We start from the raw sequence: 15,864 nt of genomic DNA, 5'->3' as shown, positions 1-15,864 counted from the left end.
AAATAATCGAGCGAATCGGGACAATCCGCTCTGTCCATTATCGTATTAAATCTGGCGGGGTTGTCCCGAATGTCCCGAAAAAAGCCGATGGACTGTTATTAAATACGGGGCTGAAATCAACATGAATAGGGCAAAAACAGGATTATGCTTGTCCCGAAAAGGAGAGACCTTCAACTGTATGATCGCGCTCCACCACAAGCGCCTTGAATGCCGCTATCTGTTGCTCCATACTTTTCAATGCGGCAATCACCCTCAACTGCCGCTCAGAAAAGAACGCGATATCAGTGGCGGCAGTAATTTTCAAAAAGTGCTTCTGTATCCGTTCGTCAAGACAAAGAAGGTGCATGATTTGTGTGACGCGAGCACGCGAAAACCCCTTTTCTCTGGCAATTTTCGCCAAGGTCATATTCCCGTCGGAGTTCAGCACTCGTTTCCATTCCAGAGCCAAGTGAATCGGGTGCCGAATGCGAGTCTCGCTTCTTGTTACTGCGCCTACTTCGGTAGTCATCTTTTGAATCACGTCCACTGGATAGGGAATCGGATGGAGAACGAACGGTTGAAAACCTTGCTTGCAAATCGGCATTCCGATGATTATATTCAGGACAAACGTTGTTCGTTTTTGTGTATAGTCCGCGGAGCCACACAGTAGAACAAGGTTCACTGTGTGGCGGTGAAGCGAACCGAAGGTTCTGCTTCACTGTCTCTTCTTCCCATGATTCTCCTCCCGCTTCGTTAGAAACAAGGATTGCTTTCTACCCAATCCAACCGTATTATTTGAAACATGCCCGCCAAGCTCCAATACTGCGTCTACGTCCTGCTCTCTATGCACGACGGCGACTTATTATGTAGGCTTTACAACCGACCTCAAACGCCGTTTAACCGAACATTTCCATGGTCAATCCGCCGCCACTGCACCCCGCCGCCCATTTCGGCTAATCTTTTGTGAGTAATTCTTTTCCAAGGAAGACGCCGAACGCCACGAAATGTATCTGAAGACAACGGCAGGACGAAAAGGCTTGAAACTGATCCTGAGGGAGACCCTTCAGTCCCGTGTCTGGGATTGAATCTTTATCCTTGATAATTCTGGATAAGCCGATCAAAGTTTACGTCTTAATAACAAGTTCTGCAGGAAATGAGACCGTGAAATGCCCAAGACAAAAATAATAGCCAACTACTATCAGCAGTTCCCTGCGGACTATTCGCTTGAGGTTCCAGGCGAAGGATACGGCGGCTGGAAAAGAGCGGAAATCGATCTGGATATCGACGGCACTGCGTTGGTAGTCATGCATGCGTGGACTCCCTTCCGACCGGTCACTCATGGAATGGCGAGAACAAATCTTCGCCGCGACTCGTCCCATGAACGAACCACGACTGGCTCGAAACTTCGCTCCAGAAGCTGTCCCGCAGGGTGAAGAGCCAATTACGAACTGTTCTTGCGCCATTTTGTTCCTAAAAGACCAACAAGGGTTTTTCTCTGCGCGGAAGAAGCTTTACGGCAAGCCACGACAAGAAACATTTCCCGATCGTATTTCACGAACTCGTCCACGACTTCAATAACCCGGCGTGCGTATTCGACCGCGTCAGTCGTTGCCGAAAGGCAGGCGAACCACGACGGCAAAACAGTTTTCCAGTCAACGCCAATCTGCCATGAACATCCCTCGTCGGCAAAGAAAACAACATCGTCGAGACACTCGTCAATATGACGCAACAGGCCGAAAATGGTTTCCATGGCCTCCCTGGCTTCGGCAGGATCGCTCTTCTTGGCCGCAATCACGCAGCGGCCCAGCAAACGCCGGCATTCGGCAATCCAAGCTTGCGTGCCGCCGGGCATTTCTCGGTAGTTCTTGGAGTTGACGGCGAAGCTCTCGTAGTAGTCACCCGCAAGGCTTGCCTTTTCAAATTCCTTCACTTGAGCGAGAAGCCCCAAGCCGTTACCGGGATTCGATTTAAGGCTCTTCACGTCGAAGTATTGTCCCGCGAGTTTAGCCAGTTTGGATGGCGGCAGCAAGGCTATGGCTTCCTCAAGCATGAAGTAGACGTGCTTATTCCCGAGTCTTCGAATGGCCGTTCGTAGTTTTTCACGGCCGATAGTCATTGTTCGTTGCAATCTATGATTATCCTCAAACTGATCAAGGATGGCTGCAGCGTTGGAGGATGTGTTGCCAACCGTTTCGGACAGTTACAGCCTTTGCAAGAATATCAGCCAGTTCGGTTTGATCGAGACCATCCCCTGCTGGAATCCATTTTGCCGCATAGTCGGTGTGAAGGCGTTTTCTGTCGGCCGGATTCCTGGCCTGTTCCAGTATTCTGCTGTAGACCTCGCAGGCGTAGGCAAAGAGTTCTCTCTTTTTGAAAGCGATTGGGAGCAGAAACTCTCGCGCGCGAGTGTGGCGCAGACCCTCCCGATTGCGCTTCCAGTTGTGGAAGACATGCGCGGCTTCGTGCACCACGTAGTCCGCAAAGGGATTTTTCTCCTGGAAGTAAGCCATGGAAACAAAAAACGTTGTTTCCTCACTCAGACCGACAAGGCGCACTGGTTTACCGTCCAAGCCAGGAAGGTCAAGACTGCCGAGGTACAGGTTGGCGACCTGCCATGCGGTCTCCATCCAAGTCATTCCGGCAAGAATCTGCCCGATACTGCCAGGGGTGAGGAACACGAGCGACTTGTCAAACAGCCTGAACACAGTCCGTTGTTCCTTTCGCGGGAAAAGGCCACGCACCATCGAACCCACCTTACCGAGCGTGAATTGCGATGGATTGAAGCCAGGAGGTAGCGGCGGTAAATATCGACCTTTCGCACGACGGCGGACCTCAGTAACCAGGGCCTGTTTCAACGCATGTTCGCCCTTGCGCGCTTTGACGATCAGGTCGCCGCCAGGCCACGCGCTATAAAGCGCATCATATTCTCCGCTTGCGAGGAATCGTCGAACTTCCTGCGCTGGCGTCATGCGGCGCCCCCGTTCGCGCCATGAAGGATATTGGAGATTTCTTCTCTTCGCAGGGCCTTGCGCTCGGCCTTCTTGCGCTTTCCGTCCTCAATGATCCGTTCAAGCGGCCGGGTATCAGCCGGCTGACTCCTGCCAAACCGTTTTCTGTAAAGTTCGGCGATAAATTCGGCCAATGGCGCCTTCCAGGTCTCCTGCCTGTGATTCGCGAGACGCCCGAATTTCTTAGGATTAAGGCCGAGTTCTCGCGCCATCTGAATGTGGGCATGAGACAAATGGAATTTATTTCGCGCTTCCACCCACGGTTGATACTTAGAGGATAAGTTCATTTTTCCTATCAAAATTTGTGCGTTTTTATTTGAAATTCCTCAATATATTCTTTCATCATGTGAAACAAAATCCCCGTTCTATGCCAAGGTCAATGACATCGGGCAGCCGGGGTCACTGGGACCGATATTTCCAAATTCGTGCAATGCTATGGCCCGGCAACCTCCACATCTCGGTTTGTGTGTACACATGTCGCATGGACCGATCAGTCTGCTGCGCCAACTCCGATCTGATATCTCCAAAAACAAATTCCAGATATCCGGAAACGGTGTTTCGGTAACGTTGCCAATTCTGAATTCGCTTCGGCAAAGATGCGAGCAGGGATAGACGTCTCCGTCCGAAATGATTTTGGCCATTCCGAAACCAGCAGTTTAAGTGTAACTAATATATCTTGTGGCTTCATTGACATAGAGATACGCTATTCGCGAATAGCGAATAAGGTAAGTAAAAAAGTGAAAATAATTCAACCCCTAAAACGGAAAAAAGCAAGTTTGCCGACTGCACGAAAAACAAGAAAAGCTATATTTGTCAAGCGTTTTGTGGATCGGGGCGGTGGGATTTGAACCCACGACTTCCAGCGCCCAAGGCTGGCGCGCTGCCAGGCTGCGCTACACCCCGAAATAAATACAGATATACAATTTCTTGCGGCAGATAATACACTCGCCCCTGTTTGCTTTGCAAGACTCTTCTGATAACGTAAGGGGATTGTATTTAGCGTCCGTTTTAATATTTACGACACACCGTCAGATTCAGCTTGAACAAAGCGATAAATCATGCGATTTTGTTGTCCAAAAGGACGGCATAATGAATATTATTACGCGGGACAATTTTCCGCAAGGACCCGAGGCGCGCATTCGCTTGATGGGCGACATATGGGCGGCGCGGGAATTTGAACGCCATCTGCTGACACTTTGCGACCGCATCGGGGTTAGGTTCACAGGCAGCCGCGGCGAAAAGACGGCAGCCGGTTATATCCTGGACCAATTCCGGTCATATAACCTTGACAAGGCACACAAGGAAAAATTCACCTGTTTTACCTGGAAACACGGCCCCGCGTTCCTGGAACTTAAACCGGACAAACAAAGGCTGCAAATTACGGCGATCGGGTTTACGCCCTCCACGCCCCGCGGGGGAATAAACGCGGCATTAGCGGTGGTGAACTCGTTCCGGACGCTGGCCACCCTCAAAAATCAACGGGCGTTGGCCGGCAAAATCGCGCTGGTTATACCGGAAGAAGGCGGACGCGACATCTCCGAACATTCGTCTATCATCGTGCGGCGGGCGGCGCGGGCCGGCGCCAGGGCCGTGATAATCGCCACGCCGGTTCTAAAGTCCGACAGCGCCGCCAACCCGCCCATTCCGGCCGCCGGAATTGCACGGGAAGACGCATTACGTCTGGCGCGTCTGGCGCGCGATTCCGGCAGGCTGGAAGTCAGGATGTTCCTGAAGAACAATCCTAAAAAACAAGCCGTCACCTGCAACGTCATCGGGGAAATCAGGGGGGTGAAGCGGCCGAATGAAATCATCCTGGTGGCGGCCCATTACGACACAAAGGACAATACCGTCGGCGCGGCCGACGATGCGTCCGGCACGGCGGCGGTCATGGAGTTGGCGCGCGTATTTTCAAAATACTACCGGGGCAAGCTGGCGCGGACCATCCGGTTCGTTTGTTTTACGGGCGAAGAGCTCGGCCTGGCCGGGTCAAACGCTTACGTCAAGAAACACGCGCGCGAAATGCGCAACATTGTCATGATGTTCAACCTTGATCCGGCAAACTCAACCAATTACTGGGTGGGAGGATTTGCGGAAACGCTGCGCTGGCTGAAAGAAACGGCAAAAACGGCGGGATGGCAGAACAGGGCCCAACACTACGTGGCCTACAACACCGATTGTTTCCCCTTTTTATTGAAGGGTGTTCCCGCGGTCTGGATGATGTCGCGCGAACGCCGGGGATGGCTGTTTGATCCCGCCCAACTGACTTATGGACACACCCGGCGCGACACGCCGGACAAAGTGGATATATTTGACGCAAAGGAAGCAATCATGGTTGTCGCCGATACGTGTTTGCGGCTGGATGCCGCCCGGCACAGGCCGGACCATCATCACAGCGCACGCGAAGTCCGGCAATGGCTGAGCCGCGATCCAATCCTTGAGGAAAGGCTGAAAACCGGCGGATTATGGCCCGCAGCGCAAACTCCCGCCGTTCTTTTATGAGACTTTGCCATGGATAAAATTATTTTATTGGAAGCTGAAAGCTTTGAAGATTCAGGCGGGTGGATCGTTGACCAGCAGTTCATGGACCAGATGGGTTCGCCATACCTCATGGCGCATGGCTTGGGCTTGCCGGTAAAGGACGCCCTCACCACCGTTCAATTTCCAGCCGCCGGTATTTACCGCGTCTGGGTCCGCACAAAGGACTGGGCTGCGTCTCTCGGCGCTTCCGGAGCGCCCGGCCGCTTCCAGCTTGCGATTGACGGGCGCCGGCTTCCGGCCGTCTTCGGCGCCGAAGGCGCGCAATGGCGCTGGCAGGACGGCGGCACAGTGGAAATTGCCGCGCGCAAAACCTTAATCGCCCTGCATGATTTAACCGGGTTTAACGGACGCTGTGACGCCATTGTTTTTTCAAAAGACCCCGACTTCCGTCCGCCGGAAAGCGGGCCGGAACTGGCAAAATTCCGACGCTCCGCCGCGGTTTTGCCGGCCGCGCCGGAAGAAGCGGGAGAATTTGACCTGGTTGTGGCCGGCGGAGGGATTGCCGGAATCTGCGCGGCGCTTTCCGCGGCCCGCCGCGGATTGAAAGTCGCCCTGGTTCATGACCGCCCTGTTCTGGGCGGAAACAACAGCTCCGAAGTCAGAGTCGGGCTTTCCGGAGAAATCAACCTGCCCCCCTACCCGTCCCTGGGCAACATCGTAAAGGAAATTGCCCCCGTCGGATATTATGACTTCATTGCGGCCGAACAAAATCCAACCGCCCCGGAAAGCCGCCGCATTCTGAAACTGGACCCGGCAAAACGCATCCATAACGCCGGGCCGGCGGAAAATTACGAGGATGAAAAAAAACTGCTGGCCGTTCAAGCGGAGGAGCACATCAGGCTTTTCCTCAACTGCCACGTAACGGCAGTTAAAATGAACGGGGACGAAATCACCGCCGTCACGGCCGCGGATATCAGGACGGGGCGCGAACAGCTGATCAAACCCAGGCTGGCGGCCGATTGCACCGGCGACGGCGCGCTCGGAGCGCTGGCCGGCGCCGATTTCCGCGTCGGACGGGAAAACCGCGCCGAGACCGGCGAAGAGCTGGCGCCGGAAAAAACGGACAGGCTCGTCATGGGAACTTCCGTGCAATGGTATGCCGGCCTCCGGCCGGAACCGGTATCTTTCCCGGAATGCCCATGGGCGCTTCCCTTCACCGAGGAAACCTGCCAACACGCTCTCCGGGGCGACTGGAACTGGGAAAGCGGCATCGGCGCCGACCAGATCGCGGATTTTGAAAAAATACGCGACCATTCGTTCCGCGCTATTTTCGGCAACTGGGACTTTTTAAAAAACCGCTCCAGGAGAAAGGACGAATACGCCCGCCATGCCCTGGCCTGGGCGGCCTGTATCGGCGGCAAGCGCGAGTCGCGGCGTCTGCAGGGCGACATCGTGCTTTGCCAGCAGGATATTGAAAGCAGGAAACCATTTCCGGACGCCTGCGTAACCTGCACCTGGCCATTTGACCTGCATTATCCCGATCCCGAAAACCAACGCCATTTGCCCGGGCAAGAATTTCTCGCCATATCGGAAAGCAAGCCGATCAAGCCCTACGCGATCCCTTACCGCTGTTTATATTCAAGGAACATCCGCAACCTTTTCATGGCCGGACGCAACATCAGCGTAACGCACGCGGCGCTCGGCACGGTGCGGGTCCAGAAAACAACCGGCATGATGGGCGAGGTCGTCGGCATGGCCGCCGCGCTCTGCCGGAAGCATGATGTTTTCCCGCGGGCAGTCTACGAAACGCATTTATCCGAATTGACGGCCATGATGAAACGCGGGTGAAAAACATTGAACCGCAGGAGCGGCAACTGTATTTGATAGATGTAGGAGCCGCATCCCCATGCGGCGATTCCGGACGAACCGCATCCCCATGCGGCGATTCCAAACACCAGATGCATCGCCGAACAGGGGTTCGGCTCCTACCCACGATTTTGCGCTCTTTTGCGGCAAGTTTGAAATTCCTATGCATTTAATCAGGCCGGCTGCCGCGCGCAACTTCTCCCGTGCATGAAAGAACCCCGGGCACACTTTATAAACTGCGCCCACATCTCTTTGCAATACCTCGCCGGGATTAACCATGTTGCACGGTTTTCGCGCAATATGCGGGCAAAACAAGACCGGCGGAACGCCAGTCGGAAAAGTTTTGGACGGCGGCCTGCCGCCTCAGACCAGCTCTTCGGCGCCGGGCACTTCCGGCCGCGGCAGGACAATGTCGCCGGCCGGCTGACGGAGCTCAATAACCCTCATCGCTTTCCATTTGCCCTGCCGGAAACGCCACCAGAACGCAACGGCCAGCACACAGACGTAGAGCGTGCCAAAAGTCCAGACCGTGTAAAGGCCGGCCCCGAACACAATCACGGCCAGAGTTATCGGCAAAATCATCAGGCCGACCGAAAGCACGGCGATGGTCCAGCCGATGAAAGCCGTGTCCCCCGCCCCTTTAAGGGCGCCGGAATAAATGACATTCAAGCCGTCCACCAGGGAATAAAACGCCACAAAACGCAGGAGAATGACCGCCATGGACTGCACGGCCGCATCGGCCGCCGGGTCCCCGGAGGGCGAGCGGAATATTCCGCAAAGCGGTTCCGGAAACAAAACGAACAATAAGGCCACCAGCCACATGTAAATCATGGTCAGCAAAAGCGAGCTGTTGGTCGCGGTTATGGCTTCCGCTGGCCGGCCGCGGCCGAGCGCCTGGCCGACGAGCGAACTGGCGGCGATGGAAAAACCGATCATCGGCATGAAGGCCAGAGAATTGATCGCAAAGGCAATGTTGGTCGCCGCCAGTTCGTCGCGCCCGATGCGCCCCACCACCATCAGGAAAAAAGTAAAGGCAAAGATGTCCACAAAAAACTGGAGGCCGGCCGGCGCCCCGTATTTTACGAGCCTGCCGAAAAGATTTTTATCAAACGCCCTTTGCCGCCGCATGCCGAACAGCCGGTCGTTTTTCCGGCTGAAAACCAACAGGATAAAAAGCGCCGTCATAAGAACGTGGCTCAGCACCGTGGCAACGGCGGCGCCCGTAATACCCATCTCCGGGAAACCGGCCGCACCGTAAATCAGGCAATAGTCCAGGGGAATATTAATCAAGACCCCGGCCAGATTGATGAACATGATGGGACGGGTCAGCCCCTGGCCGGAATAAAAGCAAGCCAGCGCATCATGCAGCAGCGCGAAAAACGCGCCCTGCATGAGAATCCGGAAATATACATTCTCCTGCAGACGCACCTCCGCGGGGTGACCCGCCCAGCGAAAAAAAGTATCGCCAAAAAACGACACCCCCGCCAGCAAAACGCCTGACAAAGCCGCAAAATAAACGGCCTGCCAGATTGAACGCGCCACCTGTTCCTTCCGGCCGGAACCGGTCGCCTGGGCAACGAACGTGTTGGTGAAACCCACCACCCCCATGAAAAAACACGTGAACATAAAGGCCAGCAGACCCGCGGGCGTGGCAGCCGCGATGGCCTCCACCGAATAACGGCTTAAAAAGAGCCGGTCGGCAAAAAGCATGGCGGTATGCGACCCCATGCTGACCACCAGCGGCAGGCTGATGCGCATCACCTCCCGGCACCCGTTCGGACGGGTCCAGAGCATTGCTATTTTTTTCAACATTTTCATGGCAGCATGGTTTGATATCCGCTTTTTATGTTTGCGCTAGACGACGCTCTGCAGTCTCATCGCCGCCGCGGCGCAAGCCACGATCGCGCCTCCCGTAACGCCGGAAGAACAGAATACGGACGCCACGCCGCTCCGATGTGATTCGCGGCCGGAGCGCAGCGCGACGCGGCGGTTAAAGGCCGAACCGGCCTGCCATGAGCGCCTTCCCGATGACTGGCGCCAAGACGCGCGCAATCCTCAGGAACCCCAGGTCGGTTGCATGCGTGCCGTCCACAGTCGCTTCGCCGTCCCCGCCGAAAAGATTTTTCCCGGGCACATAATGCAGTCCCTTTACGCCGCCTTTCAGAAGGCGTTTGTAAGCGGCGACCAACGCGATATTTTTTTTCGTATACTTAAAGCGCACAACCGGCAGAAAGGCGGCCGCCTGATATTCAATGTTTGCAATCAGAATAATGGGAGTCCGCGGACGCGCCCGGCGTATTTTTTGCACGAGCTGCCCGGTGCGTTCCGCGATTAATTCCGGAGAAAGATTTGGGCAGCAATCAATAACATAAACCGCCGGATCAAGTTCGCATAACAAATCAACGACCGGCGGATCCATGCGCCCGTTGCCGGAAAAACCGAGGTTAATCGTCGGCCGGTCCAGAAAACGCCCGATTATGGCCGGATAGGCCATACCCGGCCGGGAAGCGCATCCGCCCTGGGTAATGGAGGTGCCGTAGAATAAAATCGACCGCGTCCGGACAGACGGACGGGCCGGGGCGGCAAATATTTTCGCCCGGCGCGGGACGCCGATTTTAAGCGATTTTACTCCGTTGTAGAGCGGCAGGTAAAGCAAAAACTCATGCCGGCCGGGCGGAATGCCGGCCGCGATCACGGCTTCGTTTATTTGCATCTCCGGCCGGCCGCTTCCCGCCCAGCGCCAACGTTGTTTGGCACCGCCTGACCAACGCACGTACAGATCAACCCCGCTGACCCCGGTCGCGGGCATGTGGGGCATGGCAAGTTTGCCTGAAGTCAGTTCCCAACGGCAATAAATGTCAGATGCGTTCGCAATAAAGCGGACTGCCATCCCGGCCGAATGCCGGCTTAAATCCCAGACGGGACCGGGCACGGCCGGCCGGGCGCGGGCCGGAAAACGGTCGTAAGACGCGGCGGTATCTTTCCAGCCCCGCCCCTCAACACAAAGCTCCCGGGCATCCATTCGGCAAATGACCGGATTTTTTTTATCCGCCTTTGTTTTGGTTCCTGATGGCATAAATTCGCCCCTTTCCAAAAAGTTTGTCGCGTTATTCGCGGCTGAATGCAAGTACAGAAAAATATACTCCCTTTGTCAACCAGAAAGCGGCAAAATTGCGGCTCATCATGAAGAGGCCGGCGGGCGAGATCGCGCCGGGGGCGCTTTGTGGCGCGAGATGATCCGCGCGGCGCATAAGACCACGCCAATATCACAAAAACACCCGCGAGAATGAGGTTGCCTTCAACCGCTATAAGGTCTTGACATCCGTTGTTTATGCTGGCAAAAAGACACTTGCGGCAACAAATCAATTCAGCGGCGGAAAATGAGATTAAAACAAGCGGAGGATAAAAAAAATGTCTGAAGCACCCTGTGAAATACATCCGGTACACGCGGCCCTGGCGCACCGGACGACGGAACGCACGCCCTTGTTTGAAATCTTTCAACCATTCCACCCCATTCACTGGAAAATATGCGGCCGCACCGTCGCCACCGACATGGCCATGGCCTGGGACGCCATGGCGGAGGGCATTTCCCGTGAAGAGCTGGCGAAGGCCCAGATCAAGGCGGAATACGCCGTTAGAAAATTTTTCGGCCTGGATATGGTGCGGTTAAACCACGCTATCGGCCGGGAACACGCCCGGCCGGTCAAAACCGGCAAAAACAAATGGAAAATGGAAGGAGCCGCATATCACCTTAACGAGCGCACTTTCATGGTTGAGCCCGAAAATCCGGCCGAAGCCATGAGCGACAGCCAGAAAACATCCGAAGAAGAAACAAAACGCCTCGTGGAAACATGGGACGGAAAAGCGCCGGACGATTCCGGGGAACCTGACCCGATTTTGGCCGGAGTCCAAAAGCTGGCGCGGCGCGACGGCCTTGACTGGGTTTACATGGCGGAAATCGGCGCCGGAACAGGCGTGGCCGCCTATCCGCCGTTCATGCTGATGTGGCTGATTGAAGAGCCGGAACTGCTCCGGCGCTGGATTGAAATGAAAAAGACGGCCGCTTTTGCCGCCACAAAGCGCGCCATTAAAGCCGGCTGTTCCGTGGTGGCCATGGGCGGCGATGTCAGCTGCGACAAGGGCCCTTTCATCTCGCCGGCTCATTATCATGAATTCATCCTGCCCGTCATCCAGGAACACGTAAACCTGATTCACTCGCTCGGCGCCAAGGCGGTTTACACTTCCGACGGCAATCACTGGCCGATCAAGGAAGATTTTTTCTTCACCTCCGGCATTGACGGCTATAAGGAAGTGGACAAGGCCGCCGGTATGACCTGGCCCCGGTTGATACAAGAAGGCGTCGCCGACCGGATTTGCGTCATCGGCAATATTGACGCACGCCATACGCTTTGCCATGGAACGCCGTCAGAAGTGCACGCGGAAGTGCATGAATGCCTGACATACGGACGCCGGGCCAAAGGCGGCCATATCCTGCACGCCAGTCATTCCGTGCATGAGGACGTCAAAACTGAAAATTATTTCGCCGCGGTCAACGCCTACCGCGCATATTTCGGCATGGAACCTTTGCCAAATTGACTGCTGGCAACCATTAACCATCCGATCTGACGCCACCGGCCGGCTATGGCAATGGATAATCAAAGCGGGCGGCAAGCAAATTCAAAATTAGATTTTGAATTTGCTTGATAAAAAACGGCGGGGTGATAGCCTTTTGCCATGAAACATAAGTACTATCACCGGGCTATCGAACCGTTGATTCTGAAATCGTTGAAACATTTCCCCGCTCTTTTGGTCACCGGTCCCCGGCAATCCGGGAAATCCACTTTGCTGAAGGAGTTGCTCAAGACCTGTCGTTATACGAACCTTGATGATCCGATATCGCGCGCTTTGGCAAAAAAAGACCCGCATCTTTTTTTGGATACAAATCGGCCTCCGGTTATTATCGATGAAATTCAATATGCACCGGAATTGCTGTCATATGTTAAGATGGAAATAGACCGGCAGCGCGACCGCCCCGGACAATTTATACTGACCGGCTCGCAAGTATTTCCGATGATGCAGGGTGTATCTGAAACGCTTGCCGGACGGATTGCTGTTTTTCACTTATACCCATTTCATGTTGATGAACTGCAGGAAAAACGATGGCTGCAAAGCGCCGGCTTGGCGGAGCAGATTGTCCGCGGATTTTATCCTGAACTCATCGTCAATAAAAGTATCGATTGGAACCGCTGGTTTGCGTCTTATATTGCCACATATCTTGAACGCGACGTCAGGAATATCAAAAAAATAGGCGATCTCACTAAATTTCAGACCTTTATCAGTCTGTTGGCTGCCCGGGCCGGAGGACTATTGAATCTTTCGGAAATTTCAAAAGAATGCGGTGTGACCCAGCCAACGGCAAAGGAATGGCTGACGATTCTGCAGTCCACATACATAGTGTATATTCTTCAACCCTGGCATCGGAATATAACCAAGCGCGTGGTTAAAACTCCCAAGTTGTATTTTGTTGACACGGGACTTCTGTGCTACCTGCTTGGAATTGACAATGCCGATCGGTTTCTCAAAAGCGCCGAGCGCGGAAATATCTTTGAAAATTTTGTCGTGATGGAAACCGTCAAACACATCTTGACCGTCAAACGGCGCGTCAATATTTTCTTCTATCGCACCGCGGCTGGAGTAGAAATGGATTTTTTGTTGGAAATCGGCGGCGATATCCACGCCAGCGAGATCAAGTTTTCAAAGACACCGGACATGGCCATGGCGTCCGCTTTGAAGCATGGTGTAAAAGATTTGTTTTATTCCACGGGAACGGTGCTCACGCTCCAGGACGCCCCTGTTCCGCTTTCGGAAAAAATAATTTCCGTGAATTGGCACGAAGGGCTGATGAAAATACTTGCGGAAATGGAGAAATGACGTCAAATCAAAACCGGTTGACAGGCTCTTACATTTGAGCGCCTGGATTACGGACGCCGGGCCAAAGGCGGCCATATCCTGCACGCCAGTCATTCCGTGCATGAGGACGTCAAAACTGAAAATTATTTCGCCGCGGTCAACGCCTACCGCGCATATTTCGGCATGGCGACTCTTTCAATTTGACCTGAACAACCGCACGACAAACGAGGTTACGCCGTTCAGCGATTTTTCAAGAACAAGTTCGCCGCGATGGGCCGCGACAATCTCCCGCGCGAGGCTCAATCCGAGGCCAATGCCGTCCACGGTTCTATCCCTTGATTTGCTGACGCGGTAGAATCGGTCAAAGATTTTTTCCTGGTCAGATAATGGAATTTCAGGGCCGGAATTGGAAACAACAAATTTCACCCGGGGGCCTTCCGCGCGCAGGACCAGCCTTATCCAGCCGCCTTTCCGGTTATATTTGACAGCATTGGCGATGAGGTTGTAGAGCGCCTGATTCATCAAGTCGGCGTCCGCCATGACTTTTAAGTCCGGCTCTATTTCCTTTTCAAGGGAAATATCAGATGCCAGAAGCGCGATGTCATCCGCCATTGTTTCCATGCTCGCCGGCTGCGAGCTTGACAATGATTCCACGAATTCCGCGACCATTTATCCCGAATCGGCATCGCTGAAAGCAGAAGTGACAAACATTATTGAATTCATCGCCGATGGCGGGAACAACAACTATAAATGGTCAATGAACAACGACCTCCTCGGGACGCTCTTCATAGCGACCTCCAACACTGCGTTTGCGCTTTACCAGAACGCCACCAACACCGGCGCCAACATCATCAGTGTCCGGGACAGCGGCGGAAAATCCGCCAACGCCAGAATCGTCCAGAAATAACCCGCCCCCGCCGCCCCGCCCCGACGGAAAAGAAACAAGGTGACGCATGGCGGCCCGAAAAAAAAAAAGGGGGGGGGGGGTAAAAAAATAATATTTTTATGTTGAAATTATTTTTATAGCATACTACATTTTAAGTGTTGACTATAAAAGGGAGATTTTGAGATGGCAAAAAAGGAATATTCGTTGCGCGAAAAAAAATACGCCCGCACAAAAATCACCCTGATGAAGGCCTTTCTCAGGCGGCTGCAGAAAGACCGTTTTGAAAAGATATCCGTGCGGGACGTGTGCCGGAGCGCCGAGGTCTCCGAGGGCACGTTTTTTAATTATTTTCCGCAGAAAATAGACGTCATCACCTACTACGTCGGCCTGATGGCCGTTATGTTCATCTGGAAAGCGCGGAAAAGAGCCTTCCGCGGCCGATACATCGCGCTCTTGAACGCCTTTTTTGAAGAACTGGCGGACGCCGTCGCCGGGATCAATATCACCTACGAGCTCATTTCCATCATGGTGGTCCAGCATGAAAAACCGAAGGCTGCCCGCATTTCCAACATTGAAAAACGCCTGTTTTTCCCGCATTTGGACGGCATAGAAAACATTCACCCCCTTATGATGGATGAATTTTTCAGGGAATGCCTGGAGCTCGCGCGGGAAAACGGCGAACTTCCCCGGCAGGTCAACATTGACGACGCGCTGGTGTCCCTGATGACGATCATGGCCGGCACCATGATCGCGGTTAAATTCAGCAATATCAAGAATATAAAAGGCCATTACCGGCGCCAGCTGCAGACTTTATGGAGAGAATTGGGATCAATCAAAAAAAAGGATCAACATGAATGCGCGCAAATTCGCTGAAAAAACCGCCGGCGGGCTGGCCGTCCTTATCGTCGCGCTGATGCCGGCCGGCTGCGGCAACAGGCAGACGGGCGGCCAAATGCCGACGCCCGAAGTGGCCGTGGCAACCATCCGGCCGGAACGTTTGACGCTTACCACGGAACTGGCCGGACGCGCCTCCGCATTTCTGGTGGCTGAAGTGCGGCCGCAGGTCGGCGGAATCATCCAGAAACGCCTCTTTGAGGAAGGCGCGGAAGTCAAGGAGGGCGACCTGCTCTACCAGATTGATCCGGACGTCTACCAAGCTATTTGCGACGGCGCCGCAGCAACGCTGGCGCGGGCCGAGGCCAATTTGACCGCGCTCCGCGCCAGGGTTGAGCGTTACAAGGAGCTGATCGCCATCAACGCCGTCAGCCGGCAGAATTACGACGACGCCTTCGCCGCCTTGAAACAGGCCGAAGCCGAAATCGCGGTCAACAAGGCGGCGGTTGAATCCGCCCGCATCAATCTGGACTATACGCGCGTTACCGCGCCCATATCCGGCCGCATTGGAAAGTCATCCGTAACCATCGGCGCGCTGGTTACCGCGCATCAGCCCCTTGCGCTGGCCACCATTCAGCAGTTGGACCCCATTTATGTTGACCTGCTCCAATCCACCGCCGACGTTTTACGCTTGCAGCGCAGTCTGGCCGACGGCCGCCTCAAGCACGACACCGAGGGACAAAACAAGGTCAAAATCATCATGGAAGACGGCCTGATGTATCCCCTGGAAGGAACGCTGCAGTTCCGCGACGTTACCGTGGATCCCGCGAGCGGGGCGGTCATTCTGCGGATTGTCTTTCCCAACCCCGACAAAACGCTTCTGCCGGGCATGTTCGTCCGGGC

At 54.5% G+C, this 15,864-nt stretch carries 14 protein-coding genes and 1 tRNA gene; 8 read left to right on the top strand and 7 right to left on the bottom strand.

The annotated features are described in order from the left end of the window. Nucleotides 1-142 precede the first annotated feature (142 nt). The 3 genes from PHP98_03230 to PHP98_03220 form a co-directional block, all read right to left on the bottom strand. Nucleotides 143-508, bottom strand: coding sequence for a hypothetical protein (locus PHP98_03230; GenBank protein MDD5482652.1), 366 nt, complete (start codon nucleotides 506-508; stop codon nucleotides 143-145). Nucleotides 509-1,420: 912 nt separating this feature from the next. Continuing rightward, on the bottom strand, nucleotides 1,421-2,095 hold the full coding sequence (locus PHP98_03225) for a hypothetical protein (protein ID MDD5482651.1): 675 nt from the start codon (nucleotides 2,093-2,095) through the stop codon (nucleotides 1,421-1,423). 34 nt (nucleotides 2,096-2,129) lie between these two features. After that, nucleotides 2,130-2,948 carry a hypothetical protein gene (locus tag PHP98_03220; protein ID MDD5482650.1) on the bottom strand — a complete coding sequence of 273 codons (819 nt, stop codon included), beginning with the start codon at nucleotides 2,946-2,948 and terminating at the stop codon, nucleotides 2,130-2,132. Between the two features lie 20 nt (nucleotides 2,949-2,968). On the opposite strand from PHP98_03220, the gene PHP98_03215 reads away from it, so the two are divergent. Further along, nucleotides 2,969-3,268: a hypothetical protein gene (locus tag PHP98_03215; protein ID MDD5482649.1), complete on the top strand. Its 300-nt coding sequence runs from the start codon at nucleotides 2,969-2,971 to the stop codon at nucleotides 3,266-3,268. A 548-nt stretch (nucleotides 3,269-3,816) separates the two neighbouring features. Here the strand turns inward: PHP98_03215 and PHP98_03210 are convergent. Further along, a tRNA-Pro gene (locus PHP98_03210) sits at nucleotides 3,817-3,890 on the bottom strand. Nucleotides 3,891-4,076: 186 nt separating this feature from the next. On the opposite strand from PHP98_03210, the gene PHP98_03205 reads away from it, so the two are divergent. Both PHP98_03205 and PHP98_03200 read left to right on the top strand, forming a co-directional pair. Continuing rightward, complete coding sequence (locus PHP98_03205; GenBank protein MDD5482648.1) at nucleotides 4,077-5,486, top strand: M28 family peptidase; 1,410 nt, start codon at nucleotides 4,077-4,079, stop codon at nucleotides 5,484-5,486. Between the two features lie 9 nt (nucleotides 5,487-5,495). Beyond that, entirely contained in the window at nucleotides 5,496-7,313 is a 1,818-nt protein-coding gene (locus PHP98_03200) for an FAD-dependent oxidoreductase (protein ID MDD5482647.1), read from the top strand. Between the two features lie 381 nt (nucleotides 7,314-7,694). Here the strand turns inward: PHP98_03200 and PHP98_03195 are convergent, their stop codons facing one another. Further along, nucleotides 7,695-9,149, bottom strand: a complete 1,455-nt coding sequence (locus tag PHP98_03195) for an MATE family efflux transporter (GenBank protein MDD5482646.1) — start codon at nucleotides 9,147-9,149, stop codon at nucleotides 7,695-7,697. Nucleotides 9,150-9,321: 172 nt separating this feature from the next. Next, nucleotides 9,322-10,407, bottom strand: coding sequence for an SGNH/GDSL hydrolase family protein (locus PHP98_03190; GenBank protein ID MDD5482645.1), 1,086 nt, complete (start codon nucleotides 10,405-10,407; stop codon nucleotides 9,322-9,324). Between the two features lie 335 nt (nucleotides 10,408-10,742). On the opposite strand from PHP98_03190, the gene PHP98_03185 reads away from it, so the two are divergent. Next, nucleotides 10,743-11,927, top strand: coding sequence for a uroporphyrinogen decarboxylase family protein (locus tag PHP98_03185; protein MDD5482644.1), 1,185 nt, complete (start codon nucleotides 10,743-10,745; stop codon nucleotides 11,925-11,927). Between the two features lie 138 nt (nucleotides 11,928-12,065). Beyond that, nucleotides 12,066-13,262, top strand: a complete 1,197-nt coding sequence (locus PHP98_03180; GenBank protein MDD5482643.1) for an ATP-binding protein — start codon at nucleotides 12,066-12,068, stop codon at nucleotides 13,260-13,262. Between the two features lie 174 nt (nucleotides 13,263-13,436). Here PHP98_03180 and PHP98_03175 read toward each other — a convergent pair whose 3' ends face one another. Next, a complete protein-coding gene (locus PHP98_03175) occupies nucleotides 13,437-13,853 on the bottom strand; it encodes an ATP-binding protein (GenBank protein ID MDD5482642.1) in 417 nt (138 codons plus the stop codon). Between PHP98_03175 and PHP98_03170 the strand changes: the two genes are divergently transcribed. The 3 genes from PHP98_03170 to PHP98_03160 all read left to right on the top strand — a co-directional run. Further along, nucleotides 13,840-14,148, top strand: coding sequence for a hypothetical protein (locus PHP98_03170; GenBank protein MDD5482641.1), 309 nt, complete (start codon nucleotides 13,840-13,842; stop codon nucleotides 14,146-14,148). The genes PHP98_03175 and PHP98_03170 overlap by 14 nt on opposite strands. A gap of 162 nt (nucleotides 14,149-14,310) precedes the next feature. Further along, a complete protein-coding gene (locus tag PHP98_03165; GenBank protein ID MDD5482640.1) occupies nucleotides 14,311-15,000 on the top strand; it encodes a TetR/AcrR family transcriptional regulator in 690 nt (229 codons plus the stop codon). Next, a partial coding sequence (locus PHP98_03160) for an efflux RND transporter periplasmic adaptor subunit (protein ID MDD5482639.1) occupies nucleotides 14,978-15,864 on the top strand: 887 nt, incomplete at its 3' end. The genes PHP98_03165 and PHP98_03160, both read left to right, overlap by 23 nt.

It is taken from the genome of Kiritimatiellia bacterium, assembly GCA_028715905.1.
Classification (GTDB): Bacteria; Verrucomicrobiota; Kiritimatiellia; order JAAZAB01; family JAAZAB01; genus JAQUQV01.
The sequence above is the reverse complement of the archived record's forward strand: the minus strand, read 5'-3'. Positions and strand labels throughout refer to the sequence as shown.